Source organism: Kosakonia sp. S42 (assembly GCF_016624785.1).
GTDB lineage: Bacteria > Pseudomonadota > Gammaproteobacteria > Enterobacterales > Enterobacteriaceae > Kosakonia > Kosakonia cowanii.
This window is the reverse complement of record NZ_JACVTW010000007.1, coordinates 15,813-39,891: the sequence shown is the minus strand read 5'-3', so window position 1 is coordinate 39,891 and position 24,079 is coordinate 15,813. Positions and strand designations below refer to the sequence as shown.

Annotated in this window: 21 protein-coding genes; 2 read left to right on the top strand and 19 right to left on the bottom strand. The window is 54.2% G+C overall.

The window, feature by feature from the left end:
• Positions 1-38 precede the first annotated feature (38 nt).
• From pstB to pstS, 4 genes are all read right to left on the bottom strand, one after another.
• Complete coding sequence (gene pstB / locus IAE50_RS10940) at positions 39-812, bottom strand: phosphate ABC transporter ATP-binding protein PstB (RefSeq protein WP_042714852.1); 774 nt, start codon at positions 810-812, stop codon at positions 39-41.
• A gap of 46 nt (positions 813-858) precedes the next feature.
• Positions 859-1,749: a phosphate ABC transporter permease PstA gene (gene pstA / locus IAE50_RS10935; protein ID WP_076769286.1), complete on the bottom strand. Its 891-nt coding sequence runs from the start codon at positions 1,747-1,749 to the stop codon at positions 859-861.
• On the bottom strand, positions 1,749-2,708 hold the full coding sequence (gene pstC, locus IAE50_RS10930) for a phosphate ABC transporter permease PstC (RefSeq protein ID WP_076769285.1): 960 nt from the start codon (positions 2,706-2,708) through the stop codon (positions 1,749-1,751). The genes pstA and pstC overlap by 1 nt, the downstream gene beginning before the upstream one ends.
• Positions 2,709-2,832: 124 nt before the next feature.
• A complete protein-coding gene (gene pstS / locus IAE50_RS10925; RefSeq protein WP_200580261.1) occupies positions 2,833-3,873 on the bottom strand; it encodes a phosphate ABC transporter substrate-binding protein PstS in 1,041 nt (346 codons plus the stop codon).
• A 435-nt stretch (positions 3,874-4,308) separates the two neighbouring features.
• Here pstS and IAE50_RS10920 point away from each other — a divergent pair, with 435 nt between their 5' ends.
• The gene (locus IAE50_RS10920) at positions 4,309-4,698 is read left to right on the top strand and encodes a hypothetical protein (protein WP_200580260.1); all 390 of its coding nucleotides are present in this window, start codon (positions 4,309-4,311) and stop codon (positions 4,696-4,698) included.
• 44 nt (positions 4,699-4,742) lie between these two features.
• Here the strand turns inward: IAE50_RS10920 and IAE50_RS10915 are convergent, their stop codons facing one another.
• From IAE50_RS10915 to glmU, 4 genes are all read right to left on the bottom strand, one after another.
• Complete coding sequence (locus IAE50_RS10915) at positions 4,743-5,090, bottom strand: hypothetical protein (RefSeq protein WP_042714846.1); 348 nt, start codon at positions 5,088-5,090, stop codon at positions 4,743-4,745.
• 10 nt (positions 5,091-5,100) lie between these two features.
• Complete coding sequence (locus IAE50_RS10910) at positions 5,101-7,362, bottom strand: type VI secretion system Vgr family protein (RefSeq protein WP_200580259.1); 2,262 nt, start codon at positions 7,360-7,362, stop codon at positions 5,101-5,103.
• A gap of 97 nt (positions 7,363-7,459) precedes the next feature.
• A complete protein-coding gene (gene glmS / locus IAE50_RS10905) occupies positions 7,460-9,289 on the bottom strand; it encodes a glutamine--fructose-6-phosphate transaminase (isomerizing) (RefSeq protein WP_200580258.1) in 1,830 nt (609 codons plus the stop codon).
• A gap of 243 nt (positions 9,290-9,532) precedes the next feature.
• A complete protein-coding gene (glmU, locus tag IAE50_RS10900) occupies positions 9,533-10,903 on the bottom strand; it encodes a bifunctional UDP-N-acetylglucosamine diphosphorylase/glucosamine-1-phosphate N-acetyltransferase GlmU (RefSeq protein ID WP_200580257.1) in 1,371 nt (456 codons plus the stop codon).
• Between the two features lie 343 nt (positions 10,904-11,246).
• Between glmU and IAE50_RS10895 the strand changes: the two genes are divergently transcribed.
• Positions 11,247-13,352, top strand: coding sequence for a right-handed parallel beta-helix repeat-containing protein (locus tag IAE50_RS10895; RefSeq protein ID WP_200580256.1), 2,106 nt, complete (start codon positions 11,247-11,249; stop codon positions 13,350-13,352).
• 334 nt (positions 13,353-13,686) lie between these two features.
• Here IAE50_RS10895 and IAE50_RS10890 read toward each other — a convergent pair whose 3' ends face one another.
• The 11 genes from IAE50_RS10890 to mnmG form a co-directional block, all read right to left on the bottom strand.
• Positions 13,687-14,106, bottom strand: a complete 420-nt coding sequence (locus tag IAE50_RS10890) for a F0F1 ATP synthase subunit epsilon (protein WP_042714842.1) — start codon at positions 14,104-14,106, stop codon at positions 13,687-13,689.
• 20 nt (positions 14,107-14,126) lie between these two features.
• Positions 14,127-15,509 carry a F0F1 ATP synthase subunit beta gene (gene atpD / locus IAE50_RS10885; protein ID WP_042714841.1) on the bottom strand — a complete coding sequence of 461 codons (1,383 nt, stop codon included), beginning with the start codon at positions 15,507-15,509 and terminating at the stop codon, positions 14,127-14,129.
• Between the two features lie 26 nt (positions 15,510-15,535).
• Entirely contained in the window at positions 15,536-16,399 is an 864-nt protein-coding gene (gene atpG / locus IAE50_RS10880; protein ID WP_042714839.1) for a F0F1 ATP synthase subunit gamma, read from the bottom strand.
• Between the two features lie 50 nt (positions 16,400-16,449).
• On the bottom strand, positions 16,450-17,991 hold the full coding sequence (atpA, locus tag IAE50_RS10875) for a F0F1 ATP synthase subunit alpha (protein ID WP_042714836.1): 1,542 nt from the start codon (positions 17,989-17,991) through the stop codon (positions 16,450-16,452).
• A 12-nt stretch (positions 17,992-18,003) separates the two neighbouring features.
• A complete protein-coding gene (atpH, locus tag IAE50_RS10870) occupies positions 18,004-18,537 on the bottom strand; it encodes a F0F1 ATP synthase subunit delta (protein WP_042714834.1) in 534 nt (177 codons plus the stop codon).
• A gap of 13 nt (positions 18,538-18,550) precedes the next feature.
• The gene (gene atpF / locus IAE50_RS10865; RefSeq protein ID WP_042714832.1) at positions 18,551-19,021 is read right to left on the bottom strand and encodes a F0F1 ATP synthase subunit B; all 471 of its coding nucleotides are present in this window, start codon (positions 19,019-19,021) and stop codon (positions 18,551-18,553) included.
• 58 nt (positions 19,022-19,079) lie between these two features.
• Positions 19,080-19,319, bottom strand: coding sequence for a F0F1 ATP synthase subunit C (atpE, locus tag IAE50_RS10860; RefSeq protein ID WP_007369368.1), 240 nt, complete (start codon positions 19,317-19,319; stop codon positions 19,080-19,082).
• Positions 19,320-19,367: 48 nt separating this feature from the next.
• Positions 19,368-20,186 (bottom strand): F0F1 ATP synthase subunit A, encoded by an 819-nt coding sequence (gene atpB, locus IAE50_RS10855; RefSeq protein WP_076769280.1) that lies wholly within the window; start codon positions 20,184-20,186, stop codon positions 19,368-19,370.
• An 8-nt stretch (positions 20,187-20,194) separates the two neighbouring features.
• Positions 20,195-20,575, bottom strand: coding sequence for a F0F1 ATP synthase subunit I (gene atpI, locus IAE50_RS10850; RefSeq protein WP_054803523.1), 381 nt, complete (start codon positions 20,573-20,575; stop codon positions 20,195-20,197).
• A gap of 618 nt (positions 20,576-21,193) precedes the next feature.
• On the bottom strand, positions 21,194-21,817 hold the full coding sequence (gene rsmG, locus IAE50_RS10845) for a 16S rRNA (guanine(527)-N(7))-methyltransferase RsmG (RefSeq protein WP_200580255.1): 624 nt from the start codon (positions 21,815-21,817) through the stop codon (positions 21,194-21,196).
• A 95-nt stretch (positions 21,818-21,912) separates the two neighbouring features.
• Positions 21,913-23,802 (bottom strand): tRNA uridine-5-carboxymethylaminomethyl(34) synthesis enzyme MnmG, encoded by a 1,890-nt coding sequence (mnmG, locus tag IAE50_RS10840; RefSeq protein ID WP_200580254.1) that lies wholly within the window; start codon positions 23,800-23,802, stop codon positions 21,913-21,915.
• Positions 23,803-24,079: the final 277 nt, after the last annotated feature.

The window sequence follows — 24,079 nt, the reverse complement described above, 5'->3', positions numbered from 1 at the left end:
GTGGTAACGAGGTGGCTGCCACCTCTGTGGTTCGGCAATCAGCCGTAGCGCCCGGTAATGTAATCTTCCGTTTGCTTCTTCGCAGGCTTGGTGAACAGATCGTCTGTATTGCTGAACTCAATCAACTCACCGAGATACATAAACGCAGTGTGATCGGAACAGCGCGCCGCCTGCTGCATGTTGTGCGTCACGATAACCACGGTGTAATCCTGCTTAAGCTCGGTGATCAGCTCTTCGATACGGCCGGTTGAGATCGGATCCAGCGCCGAGCATGGCTCATCCAGCAGCAGCACTTCCGGGCGAATAGCAATGCCGCGCGCGATGCAGAGACGCTGCTGCTGGCCGCCGGAGAGAGAGTAGCCGCTCTGGTGCAATTTATCCTTGGTTTCATTCCACAATGCGGCCTTGGTCAAGGCCCACTGCACGCGCTCGTCCATATCCGGGCGCGAAAGCTTTTCAAACAGACGCACGCCAAAGGCGATATTGTCGTAAATCGACATCGGGAACGGCGTCGGTTTCTGGAACACCATGCCCACTTTCGCGCGCAGCAGAGCGATATCCTGGGTATTGGTGAGAATATTGTCGCCATCCAGCAGGATTTCGCCTTCCGCACGCTGCTCAGGATAGAGCTCATACATTTTGTTAAAGGTGCGCAGCAGCGTGGATTTACCGCAGCCAGACGGCCCGATAAACGCCGTCACCTGATTTTTGGCAATATCCAGGCTGATGTTTTTCAGTGCATGGAATTTGCCGTAATAGAAGTTCAAATCACGAACCTGAATCTTGCCCGGCGTAGTATCAACCATACTCATTTATCTCTTTCCTCAACTCGACGCCGCCTTCGCCGCGTCGCAAAAATTAACCGTGTCGATTCTTGGCGAAGACGACGCGCGCCAGGATGTTCAACAGCAGTACGCAGAGCGTGATAATCAGCACCCCGGCCCAGGCCAGCTGCTGCCATTCGGCAAACGGGCTCATGGCGAATTTGAAAATCGTCACCGGCAGGTTAGCGATAGGCTGCATCATGTCGGTGCTCCAGAACTGGTTAGAGAGCGCCGTAAAGAGCAGCGGTGCCGTTTCACCGGCGATACGCGCTATCGCCAGCAGTACGCCGGTCATGATGCCGGAGACAGAGGCTTTCAGCGTAATCGCGGAGATCATCTTCCACTTCGGCGTGCCCAGCGCGTAAGCCGCTTCACGCAGGCTATCCGGCACCAGTTTCAGCATGTTTTCCGTGGTACGAATGACAATCGGCACCTGCAGCAGCGCCAGCGCAATCACACCTGCCCAGCCGGAGAAGTGCTGCATCTGCGCCACCACGATGGTGTAGACGAACAGGCCGACCACGATAGAGGGGGCGGAGAGCAAAATGTCGTTGATAAAACGGATAATCTCGGCGAGCCAGGATTTACGGCCATACTCCGCCAGGTAGATCCCCGCCATAATGCCCAGCGGCGTACCGATTACCGTCGCCCAGAGGATCAGCAGGCCACTGCCCGCCAGGGCGTTCGCCAGACCACCGCCCGCGGTGTTTGGCGGCGGAGTCGATTCGGTAAACAGCGCCAGCGACATGCCGTCGATACCGCGCGTCACGGTAGAGAAGAGGATCCACACCAGCCAGAAGAGGCCGAACACCATGGTCGCCATTGAGAGCGTCAGGGCGATGCGGTTTTTCAACCGGCGGCGCGCCTGCATTTTGCGACGGGATTCAGCCAGCTCTGCGGTGTGCTGCATTTCAAGCGTAGCCATCAGCGTGCCCCCTCGTTTTTCGCCAGGCGCAGGATCATAAATTTCGAGATCGCCAGCACGATAAAGGTGATGACAAACAGAATCAGCCCCAGCTCCATCAGCGCCGCAACGTGCAGGCCCGATTCCGCTTCGGCAAACTCATTCGCCAGCGCAGAGGTAATGCTGTTGCCCGGCATATAGAGCGAGGCGCTGTCGAGCTGGTAGGTGTTGCCGATGATAAAGGTCACCGCCATGGTTTCACCCAGCGCGCGGCCGAGACCGAGCATGACGCCGCCTATCACCCCATTTTTGGTAAACGGCAGCACGATGCGCCAGATCACCTCCCAGGTGGTGCAGCCGATGCCGTAAGCCGACTCTTTCATCATCACCGGGGTCTGTTCGAAGACATCGCGCATCACCGCCGCAATGTAGGGGATGATCATAATCGCGAGGATCACCCCGGCGGCGAGGATCCCAATGCCGAACGCCGGGCCGGAGAAGAGGGCGCCGACAAACGGAATGTTGGAGAGCACATTGCCGACCGGCTCCTGGAAGTAGGTCGCGAACAGCGGGGCGAAGATAAATAGCCCCCACATGCCGTAAACGATACTCGGGATCGCCGCCAGCAGTTCAATGGCGATACCCAACGGGCGCTTCAGCCAGCCGGGCGAGAGTTCCGTCAGGAACAGCGCGATACCGAAGCTCACCGGCACGGCGATCAGCAGTGCGATAACAGAGGTCACGATGGTGCCGTAAATGGGCACCAGCGCGCCGTAAATTTCATTCGGCGCATCCCACTCTTTGGTCCACAGGAAGGAGAAACCAAATTTCTGGATGCTGGGCCAGGAGGAGAAAATCAGCGAAACGATGATGCCGCTCAGCAGCAATAGCACAATCAGCGCAGCCAGTCTTACCAGTGCGCTGAAGATCATGTCGCCTTTTTTACCCGGTGGGTTAAATGCCGGCTTGGTTGCAGCCATAAATTACTCTTCAGTTTGACGTCTTACGAAGTTGCCCGCAGGCGCTTGCGCTTACCGGGCCTACAGAGGATCTGTAAGGCGGATGGTGTAAGCGCCATCCGCCATGTTCTTCAAAAATCAGCGATTAGTAAACGGCTTTACCGCTGCTGTCTTTCACGTTGGTTTTCCATGCGGCGCGAACTTGTTCAACAACGCTGCCCGGCAGGGTGGCGTAATCGAGATCGTTAGCCTGTTTGCCGCCGTTTTTGTACGCCCAGTCAAAGAACTTCAGCACTTCAGCGCCCTGCTCAGGTTTCGCCTGCTCTTTGTGTACCAGGATGAAGGTGGTGGAGGTGATTGGCCACACATCAGCACCTTTCTGGTTGGTCAGGTCCTGGGCGAAGGATTTGCTCCAGTCGATATCTTTTGCCGCGTTAGAGAAGCTCTCTTCGGTCGGGCTAACGGCTTTGCCATCAGCAGACATCAGTTTGGTGTAGGTCAGGTTGTTCTGTTTAGCGTAAGCGTACTCAACGTAACCGATTGAGCCCGGCAGACGCTGAACGAAGGCGGCGATGCCGTCGTTACCTTTACCGCCCAGACCGGTCGGCCAGTTAACGGTAGAGCCAGAACCGACTTTAGATTTCCACTCTTCGTTCACTTTCGCCAGGTAGCTGGTGAAGACGAACGAGGTACCGGAACCGTCAGCGCGGCGAACCACGGCGATGTTCTGTGAAGGCAGTTTCAGGCCCGGGTTGAGTTTGGCGATAGCCGCGTCGTCCCATTTTTTGATTTTGCCGAGGTAGATATCGCCCAGGGTTTTACCGTCGAGAACCAGCTCGCCAGATTTTACGCCCGGTACGTTAATAGCCAGCACGATGCCGCCGATGACGGTCGGGAACTGGAACAGACCTTCCTGGGAGAGTTTTTCGTCAGACAGCGGTGCATCGGATGCACCGAAATCAACGGTTTTGGCGGTGATCTGCTTCACGCCACCGGAGGAGCCGATGCCCTGATAGTTGACCTTATTGCCCGTCTCTTTTTGGTAGGTATCAGCCCACTTGGCATACACCGGCGCAGGGAAAGTTGCGCCCGCACCAGTCAGGCTAGCTGCGGCATTGACAGCAAAAGCACTCAGAGAAAAGGTCGCGGCGACAACAGTTGCGACAGTGGTACGCATAACGTTCATAATGTCTCCTGCAGGAATCGTAAATCGTTGTTTGAGTTGCTACTCGGAGCAAAATAGGACACTTTGATGACAGTTATATGCAACGATTGTTACTGTTTGATGACAGCGGCAGCTTTTCGCAGCACCAATATTTATTAGCTATAAAAATCAAGGTATTAAGGTTAGAGAACACCTTAACAATTGGCTGATGTTTTATTTTTATGACAATCCAAATGTAGCTGAAAAGGCGAGGCTGCTCGCCCTGACCGAATAAAATTTACGCAAAACCTCCGCCTCTACCACGCGCTTTCCCACGCACTTCACAATCATCCAATGCTGATTTTTTATCCTTCATCGCTACTGAAAAGAGGTAGGAGACAAACCCTGGTTTTCATATGTATATAGCGGTGTTGAACAGGCGTTGTTAACACCACTGAGTGGACACTAAGGATGAGTATGAACAGAACAATTGTTTTCGCGACAGGATTGCTGATGTTGTTACCCGCTACCGCCAGCCAGGCAGCAGATGAACCCGTATATTTCATGTCCAACCACTATTCGGGCGATACACTGATGACCTATGAACAGGGCTCGTCTGCCCAAGGAAAAACGTATATCTCACCGGCATCTGATCTCAGCGCAAGAACCCTTTCCGAGATCCAGCGCGATTACCCTAAGCAGCAGGAAAAAATGAAGGATATGGAAAGAGATGTTGAGAAGATGGGCCGCGAAAGGGATGAGCTGAAAAGAAGCAATGACGATCTCAGCCGTAAAGTCGACGATATGCAGCGCAGCATCAGCACCCTTGAGAAACAGCTTGCTGACCTGAGCCAGAAAGTAAAATAGGGTCTAAAGAGGTTGCCGCCTGGCAGCCTCTTTTTAATCCCGCATTACCCCGGGTTCGCCGACGACTCCTGCTTATCAAAAATAAACAGAATATGCTGGTCATCGAGGTACTTAATATCGACCTTCTGCCCTTTCTGCATTTTCGGTGAGTTGAACGCAGCAATGGTCTCTTTCCCCTCGACCGAGCGCGTCACGCTCCCATCATGAATCGCCAGCCGGTAACGGATATTTTGAGTGCCGTTATCATTAGAGCTGATATAGCTCACCTCTTCGATGGTGGCCTGCAGGTCACGCCCCTGGGTCTGGATGCGGTGATCGCGATTAAACAGGTAAACGATGTAGGCGATCATCCCTACGATAAAGAGGACAGAAAAAGCGATCGCAATCTTCATACTCAATCCTTTACATAAACATCGTTAAGCCATGAACCGACGCCATGACCTGGCCATACTGCATCATCGCTTTGCCAAATGCGACGCGCCCTTCATGCGAGGCTAAATCAAATGCCGATTTATCGAACTTGAGGCTCGTTAAACCTACCTTGCTTATCGCTGACAGGGTGAATGAAGAGCCTTCGGTAGCGACCTTGAGGGCGGTGAAATCAAAAGAGAAAAGCGATGCCGTCTCTTTATGATCTTTATATTCAAACGCATGCGGCGTCTTTATATGGACCTTCTCCGCGCTCTCAATGGTGATCGTCTTCGGCGAGTAGATTTTCGCCCCTTCGGCGACGGTCTGATCCCACCTGCCGTTGATGGTGGCCGCGCTATTTCCCTCGATGGTCTGCGTCAGGTGTTGAGAAATCTGCTCTTGACGATCGCCGGTAATGGTCGAGGTGACGCCGCTATCAAAGGTATAGCTCACTAATGCAGTGACATGCTGTGAAGCCGCGCCTTCAATTTCCTCAACGCGTCCCCCTTTGATCGTCACCTTCTCCCCGCCGCTGGTGACGCTCTTCACGCGCCCATTGGTGACCGTCAGCTCTTCGCCATTATTCACCGTGCGCGTGTCCTTCTGCTCCACCAGCGTGGTGCGGGTAGCGTGGTATGTAAAGTCCGCTTTTTTTGTCACCTCATCGGCAAGCTCACCCGACACCGTCAGGCTTCTGTTGCCGCCAACGGTGATCGCCTGGTTGTTCTCAACGGAGATATTCATATCCTTTTCAGCATGCATATCGACCCGCTCAACGCCGAGCTTATCCTCAAACAGCAGATAGCTGGCGTTGTCACAGCTGCCGGTTTTCGAGCGCGTCATAAACCCCATCACCGTGGCGGCAGCGGGTAGCGCCCATGGCGGCATATTCGCATCGTTGTAGACGCGCCCGGTGACGATGGGCCGGTCGGGATCGCCATTAATAAAATCAATCACCACCTCATCGCCGACGCGCGGGATCTGCACGCCGCCGAATCCCTGTCCCGCCCACGCGCTGGAGACGCGCACCCAGCAGGAGCTGGTTTCATCACTCTTGCCCAACCGATCCCAGTGGAATTTCACCTTGATACGGCCATATTTATCGGTCCATATCGTCTCCCCGGCGGGGCCAACAACGCGGGCAGTCTGCGGACCATAGGTGCGAGGCCAGGCGGTTCGCTGCTCCGGCCGCCAGACCAGCGACGCAGGAATAACGCTGAAGTTTATCAACCGCGAGCTGGCGCCCTCATCACCGCTGGCATAGCGGTTCTCTTCAATGTGCAGCACGGTTTTTGTCACCAGATAACGCCCGTTATCCTGCGCAAACGGCGCATGGGTTAACTGGAAGGTATGACCGGCGGCAATGCCGCTTGCGGTGGCGGTGGCGGAAATCTGTTGATGATCAACCTGCCAGCGCTCCTGTTTGATGCGGGCATAATATTCGCCGTCATTTTGCTCAACAAAGCGACCGGGCCATTCGTAAACATCGATCTGGCCGGGAGAGGGCGAGGCGGGATTCTGCCGCGCCTGGAACAGCCAGGCGTTGGGCTTACGAAAATCATAATCTTCGGTGCTAAAAAGCCCTGGCGTGACGCGATCGTGCAGCGACCATTGGCTGATGCCTTCAAAATCAGCCACACCGCCTGCGGCAGTTTGAATATAGGGGATCACCTCATAACCTGGCGCAGAAGGAAAAGCGGTACCGGCATCCGCCAGCACCAGCGTGTGGCTATCCGGCTGGTGGCGGAAATACCAGCTGATCCCCTCCAGCTCCATCAGCCGACAGATAAAGTCCAGGCTGCTCTCCTGATACTGCACGCAATATTCCCACACCCGGTAACTTTGCGTCAGCTGATCGTCTACTTTCACGCCCTGTTCGGACATCATGGTCTGCACAATCTGCGGGATGGTTTGCGCCTGAAAGATACGCATATCGCGCGCCAGCCGCATTGGCCAGAGGTCGGACTCAACGCTGAGCTGATAGGCGGCGTAACGCTCCCCCGATAGCTCGACGGAAGAGACGGCAACACTGGTCACTCTGCCATTGATATAACGCCTTACCACGCCGCCCTGCGCAGGAATATCAATAGTGATGGGCTGCCCGAGGATCTGACTTCGGTCAATGCGGGCATCTTCACCCAATAGCGTAAGCGCATATTCAAAAGGCTCAGAGAGCGATTCACTGCCGGACATTTTCCAGAAAAGCAGGTCAGGTGCGGCAGCCAGGTTAACCGTGATACGAATTTGAGACATAAAAAAATCCGGTATGCTTTTTTAAGGAGCATATCCGGACTTATTTACACTACGGTTAACGTCACCCTCCCGATGGGCAGATGACGTTAGTTTAGGATTATTCCACCGTTACCGATTTTGCCAGGTTGCGCGGCTGGTCAACGTCGGTGCCTTTAATCAGCGCGACGTGATAGGCCAGCAGTTGCAGCGGCACGGTGTAGAAGATCGGTGCAATCGTCTCTTCTACGTGCGGCATTTCAATGATGTGCATGTTGTCGCTGCTGGTGAAACCGGCATCCTGATCGGCGAAGACGTACAGCACGCCACCGCGGGCGCGCACTTCTTCGATGTTGGATTTCAGTTTTTCCAGCAGTTCGTTGTTCGGTGCAACCACGATAACCGGCATATCGGCGTCAATCAGCGCCAGCGGGCCATGTTTCAGCTCGCCTGCGGCATAGGCTTCAGCGTGAATATAGGAGATCTCTTTCAGCTTCAGCGCGCCTTCCAGCGCGATCGGGTACTGATCGCCGCGGCCGAGGAACAGCGCGTGATGCTTGTCAGAGAAATCCTCTGCCAGCGCTTCAATGCGTTTATCCTGCGACAGCATCTGCTCGATACGGTTCGGCAGCGCCTGCAGGCCGTGCACGATATCGTGCTCAATAGATGCATCCTGGCCTTTCAGGCGGCTCAGTTTCGCCACCAGCATCAGCAGCACCGTTAACTGCGTGGTGAAGGCTTTGGTTGAAGCAACACCGATTTCGGTACCGGCGTTGGTCATCATCGCCAGATCCGATTCACGCACCAGCGAGGAGCCCGGTACGTTACAGATTGCCAGCGACCCCAGGTAACCCAGCTCTTTCGACAGACGCAGCGCCGCCAGCGTATCGGCCGTTTCACCGGACTGCGAAAGGGTGATCATCAGGCTGTTGCGACGCACGGCGGATTTGCGGTAGCGGAACTCTGACGCAATCTCCACATCGCACGGCACACCGGCCAGCGATTCAAACCAGTAGCGTGACACCATACCGGAGTTGTAAGAGGTACCGCAGGCGACGATCTGGATATGTTCGACTTTCGACAGCATTTCGTTCGCGTTCGGTCCCAGCTCGCTGAGATCGACTTCGCCATGGCTGATGCGGCCTGTCAGGGTGTTTTTGATGGCGTTCGGCTGCTCGTAGATCTCTTTCTGCATGTAGTGGCGATAGATACCTTTATCGCCCGCGTCGTACTGCAGACTCGATTCGATATCCGGGCGTTTGGTTTCCACGCCAGATTTATCAAATATCGTCACGCTACGGCGGGTCACTTCCGCAATATCACCCTCTTCGAGGAAGATAAAGCGACGGGTCACCGGCAGCAGTGCCAGCTGGTCAGAAGCGATAAAGTTTTCGCCCATGCCAAGACCGATAACCAGCGGGCTTCCGGAGCGCGCGGCCAACAGAGTCTCAGGATGACGGGTATCCATAATCACCGTGCCGTAGGCACCGCGTAACTGCGGGATGGTGCGCAGTACCGCTTCACGCAGCGTACCGCCCTGTTCCAGCTCCCAGTGCACCAGGTGAGCAATCACTTCGGTGTCGGTTTCGGAGACAAACACATACCCGCGCGCTTTCAGCTCTTCGCGCAGCGGTTCATGGTTTTCGATAATGCCGTTATGTACGACAACGATATGTTCAGAAACGTGCGGATGCGCGTTTCCTTCCGACGGTTCGCCATGGGTCGCCCAACGGGTGTGCGCGATACCGGTTCCGCCGTGCAGCGGATGATCTTCCGCCGCCTGCGACAGCATCTGCACTTTACCGAGGCGACGCAGACGGGTCATATGACCCTTTTCGTCGACGACTGCCAGACCGGCAGAGTCATAGCCACGGTATTCGAGGCGACGTAAGCCTTCGAGAAGAATTTCTGCAACATCACGCTGCGCGACTGCGCCTACAATTCCACACATAGTTTTTGATTCCGATTTTGGCATTATGCCTTTTGTTGTCGGTCAACCTGTTTACACGTCGCGATCGGGCCACCGTTTTGCGGCGCCGCGAATGCTTCCGTGTACGTGTCCGCTTTGCGGACGCCCCGAGCCTTGTAGAGAGTGGGGTTATTGTTATAGGTACTGCCTGGCGGGCGGAGGATTATCTTCCTCTCAACCCTGAATCTGTGCCGGATAGCGCTGAGCATATCCGGTCTTATTGCTTTACTTCTTCTTCACCGGACGTTGCCAGCCCTGCTTGTGCACCTGCGGCACACGGCTTAATACCAGCTCGTTTTCGGCGATATCGCGGGTAACGGTGGTACCAGCGGCGATGGTCGCGCCTTTGGCAACCGTGACCGGTGCCACCAGCTGCGTATCGGAGCCGACAAATACATCATCGCCAATGATGGTTTTGAATTTATTAGCACCGTCGTAGTTGCAGGTAATCACCCCTGCGCCGACGTTAACGTTATCGCCAATCTCCGCGTCGCCGAGGTAAGTCAGGTGACCTGCTTTTGAACCTTTGCCGAGACGCGCTTTTTTCATCTCAACGAAGTTACCCACGTGCGCGCCAGCCAGCAGCTCTGCGCCCGGACGTAAACGGGCAAACGGGCCGATGGTGCAATCCGCGTCCAGACGGGCATCTTCCACCACGCTGTAGGGGCTGATCTCGCAATCATCGCCAATCACGCAGTTCTTCAGGATCACGCCTGCGCCAATTTTTACGCGATTACCCAGCGTAACGTTGCCTTCAATGATGACGTTGGTGTCGATCTCAATATCGCGGCCATGAGAGAGCGTGCCGCGCAGATCGAACCGCGCCGGATCGCGCAACATCACGCCTGCCAGCAGCAGCTTCTCTGCCTGTTCAGCCTGGTATGCACGCTCGAGACGCGACAGTTGCAGGCGGTTATTCACCCCTTCCACTTCGCTTAAGCGCTGCGGGTGAACGGCGGCAATTTCACGCCCTTCGTGGTAAGCCAGGCTGATAATGTCAGTGATGTAGTATTCACCCTGCGCATTATTATTGGTCAGCTTAGCGAGCCAGCGCTTCAGGTCTGCGCCGTTGGCGATCAGAATGCCGGTGTTGATCTCATTAATCTGCCGCTGGGCTTCAGTGGCATCTTTCTGCTCAACGATGCCGGTGACCGCGCCGTTTTCACGGGTAATGCGGCCATAACCGGTCGGATCGTCGAGTTTAACGGTAAGCAGCCCAATGCCGCCCTGCGGTTTGGCTTCACGCAGGCGCTCAAGGGTTTCGACGGAGATCAGCGGCACATCGCCGTAGAGCATTAAAATATCTTCATCGTCAGCAAAGAAGGGCGCCGCCTGCTGCATGGCGTGACCGGTGCCGAGCTGTTCCGCTTGCAGCACCCAGTTAAGTTTGTCGTCTACGAGGCGCTGTTTAAGCAGTTCGCCACCGTGGCCGTATACGAGATGAACATGATCCGCACCCAATTTCGTAGCAGCATCAATGACATGCTGCACCATCGCTTTACCTGCAAGAGTATGCAGCACTTTGGGAAGATCGGAGTACATGCGTGTGCCTTTGCCAGCCGCAAGGATCACCACGCTCATTTTTGCGTTCAACATATTCGTCCTGACTATTATTTGGGAAAGAAGTTAACCTCTTTCATATTGAAAATACTACATATTTTGTAGCATGAAATGGAGTGCTGATGAAACGCGCAATATTCCATTTAAAGAGCGCTGTAGCGCGCCTTTTGCGGGCAAAGTAAAGCACTTTACCGGCTGAAAGTCGCTCCATTTTTCACTGCTGCTCATTTATACAATGAGTTAGCTGTTATTTTTCATCCTGAATAAAGATCGCACAAAACAAAACGATGTTTTATTAAGCAAAGAGTGTGAGCCATAAAAAAGAAACACCGTTTCATATTGATGATAATAAACGGCAATTATCCATCAGGAGAATAAAATGAATTATAAAATACCTCTGGCCCTCGCGATATGCAGTTCCCTTGTCTGCGCCCCAACCTTCGCTGAACCCACGGCAGAGTGGAGAGCCATTGCTTTCGGCCAGTCGACCGATCTCAATTTCTCATCAAACGTGCTTGCCGGAAAGATTGGCGTCAATGATGTGACAATTGCGGGTAAGAAGCTCACAGCCGAAACGATCGCCGATCTGTCAAAGCCCATCACCCTGGAGAGCCGCGGCGGCAAAATTGCCAACTCCCATGATGGCCTCACCTTCTTCTATACAACGCTGCCGGTCGGCAAAAATTTTACGCTGCAGGCGACCGTCACCGTCGATCAGTTTGGCCCGGAGAATGGCGCAAAGCCTGCGGCACAAGAGGGCGCGGGCTTGCTGGTGCGCGATGTGATCGGCCCCGCGCGCCAGCAGCCTTTGCAGGAGGGGTATGAAGAGTTTCCGGCCGCTTCCAATATGGTGATGAACGCCATTATGACCCAGGACAAAAAGGATAATTTCCGCGTCAAAATGCAGGCTATCAGCCGGGAAGGCGTCACGCAGCCGTGGGGCAACGCCGGCGCAGCGATTGTCAAAACCAGCTATCGGGAAGAGGTGGATCTGCGCAAAACACCGGCTTTCCGACTTAAGCTTGAGCGTACTGATAACGGCTTTGTCAGCAGCTGGGCGCCCGCCGGGAGCGAGCAATGGGTCAGCCAGCATATCCCACGCGCCAATCTCATCGCGGTACAGGACAAAGCATTTTATTACGTTGGTTTCTTCGCCTCGCGTAACGCGAAAATCACCGTTACCGACGCCTCGTTAACCACCTCTGAAGCCCATACGGTTGCTTCTGCGCCGTGGCAACCACCCGTATTACCGGTGGTGGTGCAAATCGCTTCGCCTGCCCAAAGTGGCAGTGAGAAATACCAGCTCCAGGCGCGGGCCAACTACGATGGCAGCTTCAGCGTGCGGGAGAATGAAGTGGTGATCGGTAATGATAAACCGGTAAAAGCGGGCGAGATGTACACCCTGCCGACACGGCTGAAACAAAACACCATTTTTGCGCTCACCTTCACCCCAAAAGCGGGAGGGGAAGCCGTGGTTCAACAGATCAAGGTTGAGAAGGTCGACCCGGTGGCACTGACGCTGCATGTTGCGCCGCAGGGTATGGCAGAGGGCTCCGGCACCGCCGCCGCACCGCTGGATATCGCCACGGCAATCCGCTTGCTGCCGCCGGGCGGCAAAATCGTGTTGCAGGCTGGCGATTACCCCTATACCGAAATTCCGCTGACGGCGAGCGGTCTGCTCAAACAGCGCAAAACGCTGGAAGCAGAAGGCAAAGTGGTGATCCATGGTCTGCTGCTTGATGCCAGCTACTGGCGGATCAAAGGGATTGAGGTGACGGAGAAGAGCCTGCGCATCCAGGGCAGCCATAACCTGATTGAAAAGGTCGTTGCCTGGCGTAACGATGACACCGGCATTCAGATCTCCTCCCCGGAGAAGATTGGCCGCGCGCTGTGGGCCAGCGATAACCGGGTGGTCGATTCAGAGTCGTGGGGCAATGAAGATGCGGGCAAGATTAACGCCGACGGCTTCGCGGTAAAAATGCGCGTAGGGGAGGGGAACCGGCTGATCCGCTGCTACGCCCATGACAACATCGACGACGGTTTCGACCTGTTTAACAAGATTGAAGATGGTGCCAATGGGGTAGTGGTGATCGAGAATTCAATTGCCCGCAACAATACCAGTAACGGTTTTAAGCTCGGCGGGGAAGGGCAGCCGGTAGCGCATCAGATCCGTAACAGTAAAGCGGTGGGTAACCATCTGGATGGGTTTACCGATAATTTCAATCCCGGCAGGCTGCTGGTGGAGAACAACATTGCGGCTGATAACCAGCGCTTCAATTTTATCTTCCGACCCAGCCCGTATGGCGACGCTTCAACGCAGGGGGTGTTTCGGGGCAACAAATCGGTGCGCAGCGCGCCGGGTCGCTATGACGATGCGGTGATCGGGAATATTGATAACACTAACTACTTTATCAGGCAGGGAAAAAGCGTGAACAGCGAAGGGAAGGAGCTGGAGAGCGCGGCGGTGGAGGCGGCGCTGAAGTGATAGCCCGATGGCGCTCGCTTCTCCAGGCGGAGTCAGCGCAGCGCCACACGGCATCACAGCAATCAGTGATTGAACGTGCCGAAAGAGACGTTCATGTTGCTGAACATAGCGATGATTTTGTTGATCAGTTTCATGATGGCTTCCTTTTTTGAATTTGGTTATGTGATGTACATCACAGAAAAGGAGTCTACGCCTCGCTGTTAAATCGATCAACATTTTTGTGACATTTATCACAAAATATTAAAACGCATTTTTAGTTTCATTTTTCCTGAAACGCAGCCATAAAAAAAGCCAGCCTGGAGACCAGACTGGCTTTTTAACGTTCAAGCCGGTGTTACATCGCTTTCTTCGTCAACTCGATAACACGCAGTTTCGCGATAGCTTTCGCCAGCTCTGCAGACGCCTGAGCGTAATCCACGTCACCGTGAGAGCCTTTAATGTGCTCTTCTGCTTTACGCTTCGCTTCCAGAGCTCGCGCTTCGTCGAGATCCTGGCCACGAATTGCTGTATCAGCCAGAACGGTCACGCTGCCAGGCTGCACTTCGAGAATGCCGCCGGACAGGTAGATAAACTCTTCATGACCGAACTGTTTAACGATGCGGATCATACCAGGCTTAATGGCGGTGAGCAGCGGGGCGTGACCCGGGAAAACACCCAGTTCACCTTCACTACCCGTTACCTGGATTTTCTCGACCAGACCAGAGAACATCTGTTGCTCTGCGCTGACGACATCCAGGTGGTAAGTCATTGCCATATCACCCTCCGATTAAGGCGTTAAAGTTTTTTGGCTTTTTCCACGGCTTCGTCGATGGAACCGACCATGTAGAACGCCTGCTCCGGCAGGTGATCGTATTCGCCTTCCATGATGCCTTTAAAGCCACGGATGGTGTCTTTCAGGGAGACGTATTTACCCGGAGAACCGGTGAATACTTCCGCAACGAAGAACGGCTGGGAGAGGAAGCGCTGGATCTTACGAGCGCGAGCAACCACCAGTTTGTCTTCTTCAGACAGCTCATCCATACCGAGGATGGCGATGATGTCTTTCAGTTCCTGATAACGCTGCAGCAGAGACTGTACGCCACGCGCGGTGTCGTAGTGCTCCTGGCCAACTACCAGCGGATCCAGCTGACGGCTGGTGGAATCCAACGGGTCAACGGCCGGGTAGATACCCAGAGAAGCGATCTGACGGCTCAGTACCACGGTTGCGTCAAGGTGCGCAAAGGTGGTTGCCGGAGACGGGTCAGTCAAGTCATCCGCCGGTACGTATACCGCCTGAACGGAGGTGATAGAACCGGTTTTGGTAGAGGTGATACGTTCCTGCAGAACACCCATCTCTTCCGCCAGCGTCGGCTGGTAACCTACCGCTGAAGGCATACGGCCCAGCAGTGCGGATACTTCAGTACCGGCGAGGGTATAACGGTAGATGTTGTCGACGAACAGCAGAACGTCACGACCTTCGTCACGGAACTTCTCAGCCATGGTCAGGCCGGTCAGTGCAACGCGCAGACGGTTTCCCGGCGGCTCGTTCATCTGGCCGTACACCAGGGATACTTTATCCAGTACGTTGGAGTCAGTCATTTCGTGGTAGAAGTCGTTACCCTCACGAGTACGCTCACCCACGCCCGCAAACACAGAGTAACCGGAGTGCTCGATCGCGATGTTACGGATCAGCTCCATCATGTTTACGGTTTTACCTACACCCGCACCACCGAACAGACCGACTTTACCGCCCTTGGCGAACGGACACATCAGGTCGATTACTTTGATGCCGGTTTCCAGCAGTTCCTGAGAGCTGGAGAGCTCTTCATAGGACGGCGCAGAACGGTGGATAGCCCAACGATCTTCTTCACCGATGTCGCCTTTCATGTCGATCGGCTGACCGAGCACGTTCATGATACGACCCAGTGTTGCTTTACCTACCGGGACTTCGATCGGGTGCTGGAGGTCTGTTACTTGCAGACCACGACGCAGACCGTCGGAAGAACCCATGGCGATGGTACGTACGATACCACCGCCGAGCTGCTGCTGAACTTCCAGCACCAGCGTCTCGTTACCATTCTGAACCTCAAGAGCATCGTACACGCGCGGTACGGCATCCTGAGGGAATTCGACGTCAACCACGGCGCCGATTACCTGGACAATTTTTCCAGTAGCCATCATGAATCCTCTACGAATTAACCTGGTTATACCGCGGATGCACCACCGACGATCTCGGTGAGTTCCTGAGTAATGCTGGCCTGACGAGCTTTGTTGTATACCAACTGCAGCTCTTTAATCAGGCTGCCGCCATTGTCGGTCGCGGCTTTCATCGCCACCATACGTGCGGCCTGCTCGCTGGCCAGGTTTTCAACAACACCCTGATAAACCTGAGATTCAACATAACGGCGCAGGAGCGTATCCAGCAGCGCTTTTGGATCGGGTTCATACAGGTAATCCCAGGATTTATGCTTCAACTCTTCATCTTCTGCAGCCGGTAAAGGCAGCAGCTGAGTGATGGTCGGAACCTGAGACATGGTGTTGATAAATTTATTGCTAACAATATAAAGCTTATCCAGACGACCTTCGTCGTAAGCCTGCAGCATGACTTTCACCGGGCCGATCAGTTCAGACAGGGACGGGTTATCACCCATACCGGTCACCTGAGCTACCACGTTGGCACCAACGGAATTGAAGAAAGAGACGCCTTTAGAGCCGATCATCGCGAGTTCGCTCTGAACGCCTTTATCGGACCATGCTTTCATATCCGCCAGCACTTTTTTGAACAGGTTAATGTTCAAGCCACCGCACAGACCACGGTCGGTCGACACTACCAGGTAGCCCACGCGTTTTACATCGCGCTCTTCCAGATAGGGGTGCTTATATTCCAGATTACCGTTCGCAAGGTGACCAATCACTTTGCGCATGGTATCTGCATAAGGACGGCTGGACGCCATGCGATCCTGCGATTTACGCATTTTGGAAGCGGCGACCATCTCCATCGCTTTAGTGATCTTTTGCGTGTTCTGGACGCTTGCGATCTTACTACGTATCTCTTTTGCGCCGGCCATGAGCTTCTCCTCAATGCCTTACGGCCTGCCCTAAGACAGGCCGCCAGACGTTACCAGGACTGGGTTGCTTTGAAGGAATCGAGGATGCCTTTCAGCTTGCCTTCGATTTCGTCGTTATAGCCACCGGACTGGTTGATCTCTTGCATCAGCGGAGCGTGTTCACGGTCAACGTACGCCAGCAGAGCGGCTTCGAAGCTACCGATTTTCGCCAGTTCCACATCTTCGAGGTAACCGCGTTCAGCCGCGAACAGCACCAGGCCCTGTTGTGCAACAGACATAGGGGCATACTGTTTCTGTTTCAGCAGCTCGGTCACTTTCTGACCGTGGCTCAGCTGTTTACGGGTTGCTTCGTCCAGATCGGATGCGAACTGAGAGAACGCCGCCAGCTCACGATACTGTGCCAGCGCGGTACGGATACCACCGGACAGTTTCTTGATGATCTTGGTCTGCGCTGCGCCACCTACACGGGATACGGAGATACCCGGGTTAACTGCCGGACGAATACCGGAGTTAAACAGGTTGGTTTCCAGGAAGATCTGACCATCGGTAATGGAGATTACGTTGGTCGGAACGAACGCGGAAACGTCACCCGCCTGCGTTTCGATAATCGGCAAGGCAGTCAGGGAGCCGGTTTTACCTTTCACTTCACCTTTGGTGAAGTTCTCTACGTATTCCGCGTTTACGCGGGATGCGCGCTCCAGCAGACGGGAGTGGAGGTAAAATACGTCGCCCGGGAACGCTTCACGTCCTGGCGGACGACGGAGCAGCAGGGAAACCTGACGGTAAGCAACGGCCTGTTTAGACAGGTCATCGTATACGATCAGCGCATCTTCACCGCGGTCACGGAAGTATTCGCCCATTGCGCAACCGGCATACGGCGCCAGGTATTGCAGTGCAGCGGATTCAGAGGCAGTTGCCACAACAACGATGGTGTTGGACAGTGCGCCGTGCTCTTCCAGTTTACGAACCACGTTAGCAATGGTGGACGCTTTCTGGCCGATGGCCACGTACACACATTTGATGCCGGAGTCGCGCTGGTTGATGATGGCATCGATAGCCATCGCCGTTTTACCGGTCTGACGGTCGCCGATGATCAGCTCACGCTGACCACGACCGATTGGGATCATGGCGTCGACGGATTTGTAACCGGTCTGAACCGGCTGGTCGACGGACTGACGATCGATAACGCCTGGTGCGATAACTTCGATTGGCGAGAAGCCATCGTTATCAACCGGACCTTTACCGTCGATTGGCGCACCCAGGGTGTTCACCACACGACCCAGCAGGCCACGGCCAACCGGAACTTCAAGAATACGGCCAGTACATTTGACCTTCATGCCTTCGGCGAGGTCAGCGTACGGACCCATCACAACTGCACCTACGGAGTCGCGCTCCAGGTTCAGTGCGATAGCGTAACGGTTACCCGGCAGAGAAATCATCTCGCCCTGCATACAGTCGGCCAGGCCGTGGATGCGGATAACACCGTCGCTTACAGAAACAATAGTACCTTCGTTGTGAGCTTCACTCACAACACTGAACTGAGCAATGCGCTGCTTGATCAGTTCGCTGATTTCGGTGGAATTCAGTTGCATGCTCCAGTCCCCTTAAGACTGCAAGACGTCTGCAAGGCGCTCAAGACGGCCGCGTACGCTGCCATCAATGACCATATCACCCGCTCGGATGATTACGCCTGCCATTACAGACTTATCGATATTGCAATTCAGCTTCACTTTACGTGACAGACGTTTTTCCATCGCTGTGCTGATTTTCGCAAGCTGTTCTTCACTCAGTGCGGAGGCGGAAGTCACTTCGACTTCGGCGATAGCCTCGCTGGCCGCGCGCAATTGAATGAACTGCTCAAGAACATCAGGGAGCACCTTAAGACGACCATTTTCGGCCATCACACGAATCAGGTTTTGGCCTTTTTCGTCCAGTTGCTCACCACATACGGCGATAAACGAGTCGGCGAGCGTTTCCGGTGCAATCGCACCGGAGAGCAGCTCGGCCATTTGTTCGTTTTTCGTCACCTCGGCGGCGAACGCCAGCATATCCTGCCAGCGGTCAACGCTTTGGGTTTCGACGGCAAAGTCAAAAGCTGCTTTGGCGTAGGGGCGAGCTACCGTTACAAATTCAGACATCAGCCCCTCCTCCTTACAGTTCAGCGACCAGTTTATTCACGATGTCGCTGTTAGCAGCTTCATCCACGGAACGCTCGATGATCTTCTCGGCGCCAGCAACAGCCAGCAGAGCCACTTGTTTACGCAGCTCTTCGCGAGCGCGTTTACGTTCGGCGTCAATTTCCGCCTGCGCCTGCGCCACGATTTTGTTACGTTCCTGCTCGGCTTCAGCTTTCGCTTCGTCCAGGATCTGAGCACGGCGTTTGTTCGCCTGTTCAATGATAACCTGAGCTTCAGCTTTCGCTTTTTTCAGCTGGTCGGTCGCATTGGCCTGTGCAAGATCCAGGTCCTTTTTGGCCCGTTCTGCGGAAGCGAGACCGTCAGCAATCTCTTTCTGACGTTTTTCGATGGCAGCAATCAACGGCGGCCATACATACTTCATGCAGAACAGAACGAACAGGACAAACGCGATGGCCTGGCCGAGGATTGTTGCGTTTAGATTCACAGCACAATGCCTCTTATCTGGTTAACGTTCTAAACAATTGCTTGAAAAGCAACCCTTACTACGCGACAGCAAACATCACGTACAGACCCAGACCCACAGCGATCATCGGGATTGCATCCACCAGACCCATAACGATAAAGAACTGAGTACGCAGCAGAGGAATCAGATCCGGCTGACGCGCAGCGCCTTCCAGGAATTTACCCCCGAGGATGCCGATACCGATCGCAGCACCGATCGCCGCCAGACCCATCATCACAGCGGCAGCCAAGTACAGCAGATCCATATTCAGGTTTTCCATGACAGTCTCCAGTTTGTTTCAGTTAAAACGTAGTAGTGTTGTTAAAAATCAGTGCTCTTCAGACGCCATCGACAGATAGACGATCGTCAGAACCATGAAGATAAAGGCTTGCAGCGTAATGATCAGGATGTGGAAAATGGCCCATGGCACATTCAGAATCCACTGTGACCACCACGGCAGAAGACCCGCGATCAGAATGAAAATCAACTCACCCGCGTACATGTTACCGAACAGTCGCAGACCGAGAGAGACCGGTTTGGACAGCAGGCTCACGCCCTCAAGGATAAGGTTTACCGGAATAAATACCGGATGGTTGAACGGCTGGAGAGTCAGCTCTTTAGCGAAACCGCCAATACCCTTCATTTTGATGCTGTAGAACAGAATCAGGATAAACACGCCCAGTGCCATTGAGAGCGTGATGTTAACGTCAGCAGACGGCACCACACGCAGCGCAGGCAGACCGAACACATGCTCACCGATATACGGCAGCAGGTCGATAGGCAGCAAATCCATCAGGTTCATCAGGAATACCCAGACGAAAATCGTCAGGGCCAGTGGCGCGATAAGCTTGCTTTTGCCGTGGTACATGTCTTTGACGCTACCATTAACAAAACCAATCACCAGCTCGATCGCCGTCTGGAATTTCCCCGGTACGCCGCTGGTCGCTTTCTTCGCTACGCTACGGAACATCACCAGGAACAACAGACCCAGGACCACCGAGAAAAACATGGAGTCGATATTGAGCGTCCAGAACGTGGCCGGGGGGTTATGCGGATCCACCAGCGAGAAGGTACGCAAGTCAATCTGAAGGTTATTCAGATGGTGACCGATGTACTCCTGCGGTGTTGAAATTTCTCCTGCAGACATGATGCCTCTTACCCTTTGTTGTTAATTACAGCAGGTGCCAGTATCTGAACCACTAGCACCGAAACCCACGTGACTATCAGCGGCAAAAAAACCGCCTTCAAAACTGCCAGCGCCACCACCAGTAACACGAATGTCAGTAACACCTTGAGCGCCTCACCGAGGGCGAAGGTCCAGGCCACACGGCCTTTAGAAGGTGTATTCGCCTGATGACGCCAGGCAAAAATCATAAACAACATATTCGGCAATAAGACTGCCATACCTCCGCTCACGGCGGAAATGCCCCAGAAGGGGTCTTTGAGGCTAAACAGCAATCCACTTGCCATTACTGCCAGAAACTGAATAAGCAGAAGCCTGCGAGCAACGTTTCGGCTAAAGAGCGACACAGACATAATCTTTCTTAACTCCTGCTCCCTTTGAGGTATGTCGCGTGTCGTATAAAACGTTCTTTACGGCCCGGAGTCAAGCATCAAAAAGCGGTCAAATTATACGGTGCGGCCTCGTGATTTCAAACAATAAGTAGCGAAAAGGTGAATAAATGTTTAAATATTTTTCCCGAGGTCTATTTTTAAACTTTTGCACAAACGATGAACCTTCGAGCAAAAGTGCAAATAACGCGAAAAACCCGGCGATAAAGCGTGCACCAGGTCACAAATTAAACATATATGCCGTCATCGATTTAAAAGGCCGCAGATTTTAATGCTTTTCATCTTTATGAAAATAAAGACGATTTATCACAACTCTTTTTAAAACACTCGCCTCTACAACAAAAACCTTTGTTTGACATTTTTAATAATTATTTTACAAGTCGCTCTAGTTTTGCAGGCCGATTTTTAGCGGACTGATATTTTCATTGTTGATTATTCTGATGCTGAATGAAAAAAAGCGACGTTAAATGTCAGATAAATCCTGGTTAAATTTAAGTTAAATGTAACCGGAAGTATCACTCTTTTTCGCCGCCTTTTTTAACATTCATGCAACAGCATCAATGCAACATTTTTTGATAAAAATTAAACTTTGTTTGCTTTAACGATCACCAGATGGCGCTCGCCTTCGAGGTGCGGAACTTTTAATTCAACAATCGACTCCACGGCTAAGCCCGCAGGTAACAGCGCAATCTCATCTTCCGGCAATTGTCCTTTCAGGGCATAAAAGCGACCCGCGTCGCCCGGAAGGTGATGGCACCAGCTCACCATATCGTTCAGTGAAGCAAAAGCGCGGCTGATTACACCGTCAAAAGGCGGCTCAGCGGGGAAGTCCTCGGCGCGGCTCTGCACCGGCTCGATATTGGTCAGCTTCAGTTCATGCTGCACCTGGCGCAGGAAGCGAACGCGCTTGCCGAGGCTGTCGAGCAGGGTGAAGTGGGATTCCGGACGCACGATGGAGAGCGGAATTCCCGGCAGGCCGGGGCCGGTGCCGACATCGATAAAACGCGTTCCCTGCAGATGCGGCGCGACAACGATGCTGTCGAGGATATGGCGCACCAGCATCTCGTTCGGGTCGCGAACCGAGGTGAGGTTGTAGGCTTTGTTCCACTTGTGCAGCATTTCAACGTACGCCACCAGCTGCTGTTGTTGCTGATCGGACAGCGAAATGCCGGCTTCGGCCAGCAGACGAGAGAGTTTATTGAGCACAACGAATACCTGTTGAGAGACGACATGGCGAATAGCGCGATGCTTATCCGCCTTTTAGCGTTATCAGGCCCGGCGTGCGGGCCTGAGTGATACGGTTATGCGCTGCGGCGCAGCATCCCTTGCTTCTTCAGCCACACCAGCAGAATGGAGATTGCCGCTGGCGTAATACCTGAGATCCGCGAAGCCTGACCGATGGAAGAGGGTTTATGATCGTTAAGCTTCGCGATCACCTCATTCGACAGGCCGTTTACCTGGCGGTAATCAAGGGTCGCCGGCAGGATCGTATTCTCATTGCGCTGCTGCTTTTCGATCTCATCCTGCTGACGGGCGATATAGCCTTCGTACTTGACCTGGATTTCAACCTGTTCCGCAGCCTGCTTATCTTCTAAGCCCGGTGCGAACGGCGTCAGCTGCACCAGCTGCTCGTAGGTCATCTCCGGGCGACGCAGCAGATCTTCGCCGCTGGCTTCGCGGGACAACGGCGCGGTCAGCTGTGCGTTAACGATCGGCGCATGTTCAGAAGCCGGTGACACCCACTGGGATTTCAGGCGCTGACGTTCGCGCTCGATGCTTTCCAGTTTCTCGTTGAAGCGCGCCCAGCGCTCGTCATCCACCAGACCGAGCTCGCGACCCGCTTCGGTCAGACGCAGATCGGCGTTATCTTCGCGCAGCATCAGGCGATACTCCGCGCGGGAGGTAAACATGCGGTAGGGCTCTTTGGTGCCCAGCGTGCAGAGATCGTCCACCAGTACGCCCAGGTAAGCCTGATCGCGACGCGGTGCCCAGCCCTCTTTATCCGCCGAGTAGCGCCCGGCGTTCAGACCTGCCAGCAGCCCCTGCGCAGCAGCTTCTTCGTAACCGGTGGTGCCGTTAATCTGGCCGGCGAAGAAGAGGCCGTTGATATATTTGCTCTCGAGCGTCGGTTTCAGATCGCGCGGGTCGAAGAAGTCATACTCAATGGCGTAGCCCGGACGAACAATCTTCGCGTTTTCCATCCCCTGCATTGAGCGGACGATCTGCATCTGCACATCGAACGGCAGGCTGGTAGAGATGCCATTCGGGTAAATTTCGTTGGAGGTAAGCCCTTCCGGCTCAAGGAAAATCTGATGCTGGTTGCGATCGGCAAAGCGCATCACTTTATCTTCGATCGACGGGCAGTAGCGCGGGCCGATCCCTTCAATCACGCCGGCATACATCGGGCTGCGATCGAGGTTATTGCGGATCACCTCATGGGTCTTTTCGTTGGTGTGCGTGATATAGCACGGCACCTGACGCGGATGCTGAGCGGCATTGCCCATAAACGAGAAGACCGGCATCGGATCGTCGCCGTGCTGCTGTTCCAGCACGCTGAAATCGATGGTGCGCGCATCAATTCGCGGCGGCGTACCGGTTTTCAGACGGCTGACGCGCAGCGGCAGTTCACGCAGACGGCGGGAGAGGGGGATCGACGGCGGATCGCCTGCACGGCCACCGCTGTAGTTATCCAGCCCGATATGGATCTTGCCATCCAGGAAGGTGCCGACGGTCAGTACCACCGCTTTCGCGCGGAACTTCAGCCCCATCTGGGTAACGGCACCAACCACGTGATCGTTTTCGACGATCAGATCCTCAACCGCCTGCTGGAAGATCATCAGGTTCGGCTGGTTCTCCAGCGCAGTGCGTACCGCCTGGCGATAGAGCACGCGATCCGCCTGAGCACGGGTCGCCCGAACGGCAGGGCCTTTGCTTGCGTTTAGTATCCTAAACTGGATCCCGGCATGATCGATCGCTTTCGCCATCAGCCCGCCCAGAGCATCCACTTCTTTAACCAGGTGTCCTTTCCCAATACCGCCGATCGCCGGGTTGCAGCTCATCTGCCCCAGGGTGTCGATATTGTGTGTCAAAAGCAGAGTCTGCTGACCCATACGCGCTGCGGCCATTGCGGCCTCAGTGCCTGCATGACCCCCGCCAATGATGATGACGTCAAAAGGATCCGGATAAAACATGGTGGTATGCCTCGCCTGAGCGGTTAGAAAGTGAATTTGTGGCCGGGCCGTGGATTCTACTCAACTTTAGTCCAGTGAGAAAGACTCCGGATCCCGGCTATTAAAAAGAAGATCTTTATATAGAGAGATCTGTTCTATTGTGATCTCTTATTAGGATCGCGATGTCTTGTGGATAAGCCGGATCATCGCTTTAAGATCAGTTCATTAGGAAGGATCATTAACTGTGAATGATCGGTGATCCTGCAACGTATAAGCTGGGATCAAAAGGGCTAGTTAT